The organism is Sandarakinorhabdus rubra (assembly GCF_010994245.1).
GTDB lineage: Bacteria > Pseudomonadota > Alphaproteobacteria > Sphingomonadales > Sphingomonadaceae > Sandarakinorhabdus > Sandarakinorhabdus rubra.
This window is the reverse complement of the sequence record NZ_WMHO01000294.1, coordinates 1-2,549: the sequence shown is the minus strand read 5'-3', so window position 1 is coordinate 2,549 and position 2,549 is coordinate 1. Positions and strand designations below refer to the sequence as shown.

4 protein-coding genes are annotated in these 2,549 nt (G+C 68.2%); 1 reads left to right on the top strand and 3 read right to left on the bottom strand.

The window, feature by feature from the left end:
- The 3 genes from GJV64_RS13575 to GJV64_RS13565 form a co-directional block, all read right to left on the bottom strand.
- Nucleotides 1-922 (bottom strand): sensor histidine kinase N-terminal domain-containing protein (locus GJV64_RS13575; protein ID WP_164157905.1); only part of this gene is annotated, 922 nt, incomplete at its 3' end.
- Between the two features lie 67 nt (nucleotides 923-989).
- Nucleotides 990-1,652 (bottom strand): response regulator transcription factor, encoded by a 663-nt coding sequence (locus tag GJV64_RS13570; RefSeq protein WP_164157903.1) that lies wholly within the window; start codon nucleotides 1,650-1,652, stop codon nucleotides 990-992.
- A gap of 56 nt (nucleotides 1,653-1,708) precedes the next feature.
- On the bottom strand, nucleotides 1,709-2,005 hold the full coding sequence (locus tag GJV64_RS13565) for a PepSY domain-containing protein (RefSeq protein ID WP_164157902.1): 297 nt from the start codon (nucleotides 2,003-2,005) through the stop codon (nucleotides 1,709-1,711).
- Between the two features lie 224 nt (nucleotides 2,006-2,229).
- Here GJV64_RS13565 and GJV64_RS13560 point away from each other — a divergent pair.
- Nucleotides 2,230-2,549: ATP-binding cassette domain-containing protein (locus GJV64_RS13560; RefSeq protein WP_235927764.1), on the top strand; the 320-nt coding region annotated here is incomplete at its 3' end.

Genomic DNA, 2,549 nt, shown 5'->3' with positions numbered 1-2,549 from the left:
CCGTGCGCGCGATGGCTTCGACCACGGGGCGCACCGGCGTGCGCGCGGCCGAGGCGCTGCGCCGACCGGCGGCGCGCGCGCGCGCCAGCTGGTGATCGACATGGCGGCGCATCACCTGCACTTGCGCCTCGATGGCGCGGGCCAAGGGATCGTCGCGGCCGCCGGCTTCGCCGACCAGCACGCTCATCGGGGTCTTCAGTGCGTGGGCGAGGTTGCCGGCATGGCGCCGCGCCGCCTCCGACTGGGCCTCGCTGTGCTCCAGCAGTTCGTTGATTTCGGCGACCAGTGGCTCCACCTCGGCCGGAAACTGGGCATCGACGCGGCGCGCGCGGCCCGAACGGATGGCGGCAATCGCGTCCGACACGCGCCGCAATGGCGCCAGGCCATAGGTGGATTGCAAGCCGGCCATGGCGATCAGCCCGATGCCCAGCACCGACAGGCTCCAGAACAGGATTGAGCGGGTGCGCGCCCGCTGCCGGTCGAGATCACGGCTCGATTGCGCGACCTGGAAGAAGAAGGGCTTTGCTGCACCCGGCAGGCGCACGCTGCGGCCGATGACACGCAGGCTTTCGCCGGGAAATTCGTCGCTCTCATAGCGGCAGGGCTGGCGGCAGGCGGCGGCGCCGGGCGGCGTCTTGAGCTGCCGGTCCCACAGGCTGCGCGACGGAAACGTCGGCTGGCCGCCGCCCGACACCTGCCAGTAGAGGCCGGAATAGGGCTCGGCAAAACGCTGGTCCCCCAGCGGGCGGAGCAGCCGCACCTCGCCCACCTCGTCGAGCTCGGCACTGTTGATCATGGCATTCAGATTGTTGGCCAGCTGTTCGTCAAAACTGGCGGTGAGGGTTTCATCGAGCACCCGATCGAGGGCAAAACCGCCCAGCGACAGCAGCATGGTGATCCACACTGCCGCGATCAGGATCATGCGGACGCGCAGCGAGCGCCCGCGCCGTCTTGGCATCACCGCCGGGGCCGGCGCCGCCAGCGCAGGCTCAGATCTGGTCGTTGAGACTGTAGCCAAGGCCGCGCGTGGTCAGGATCAGATCGGCACCCAGCTTCTTGCGGATGCGCGTGATGAACACTTCGATCGTGTTGGAATCCCGGTCGAAATCCTGATCATAGATATGCTCGATCAGCTCGGTGCGGCTGATCACCTTGCCCTTGTGGTGCATCAGGTAGCTGAGCAGCTTGAACTCCTGCGCGGTCAGCTTCACCGGCTGGCCGTTCAGCGTCACCCGGCCCGAGCGGCCGTCCAGCCGCACGGCGCCGGCCACCAGTTCAGAGGTTGCCTGGCCGGCGGCGCGGCGGATCAGCGCGCGCAGGCGGGCGATCAGCTCCTCGGTCTGGAACGGCTTGGCGAGATAATCATCGGCCCCCGCATCCAGCCCGGCCACCTTGTCGGACCAGCTGTCGCGCGCGGTCAGGACCAGCACCGGCATGACGCGGCCTTCCCGCCGCCAGCGTTCCAGCACGGTCAGCCCGTCCACCTCCGGCAGGCCGAGATCGAGGATCACCGCATCATAGGCCTCGTTGGAGCCGAGATAATGGCCTTCTTCACCGTCGACAGCCGCATCGACGGCATAGCCGGCCTGTTCCAGCGCCTGCTTGAGCTGCCGGTTCAGGTTGGGTTCGTCTTCAACAACCAGGATCCGCATGATCCGCCTGGGCTCCATTCTCCGGCCGGGCGCGCCGCGCGCCAGGCCGGCCGTGTTCAGTAACTCTGCCGGCGGCGCACCGGTTGCCCGGTGCGGGCATCAACATCGACATTGATCAGGTTGCCATCCCGCAGGAAGCGGAACCGATAAACCCGCGTGCCCTGATCGAACTGGGCGCCCACATATTCGCCCTCATTGTCCTGAAGGACGCGGCGCTGGATCACCTCGAACGGCATGATCTCGCCGGTGCGCACCATGTCGCGCACATCGTTGGGCCCACGCAGCGCATGCGCCGGCAACGCCAGGCCCAAGGCCAGCGCAGCGGCGATCAGCAATGTGGAAGAGTTGCGCATGTCAGGGGTTCAAGATCCTTGGCTTCACCGCTCTCATTGCCCGGTGCGCTTGAACTTGCCCTGAACATGGCCGGCCACCACGGTCCAGGGGGCCGTACCCCGCGCGCCCAATACACTTTGCCTTTTGCAACACTCTCGCGCGAGCAACAACCCCCAAGCGCCGGCCCACCGGCGCCACCAACCAGCCTTGCCAGCGCCGGCAAAGCCGGCCACTGGCTTGGCCGATGCCCGATCCCATTCTCACCCTCGATGCCATCGGCCTGAAGACCTCGGCCGACTGGCTGTTCCAGGACCTGTCGCTGACCATCGACGCGCGCGACCGGCTGGCGCTGATCGGCCGCAATGGCGCCGGCAAGTCGACGCTGCTGAAGATCATCGACGACAGCATCGCGCCTGATGCCGGCCGCCGCGCCACCGCCAGCGGGCTGACCATCGGCCGGCTGGAACAGGACCCTCCGCTCGCCGGTTTTGCGACGCTGGGCGACTATGCGCTGGCCGGCGGCGCCGCGCCGCACGCGGTGGCCGCGCTCGCCGACCAGCTGGG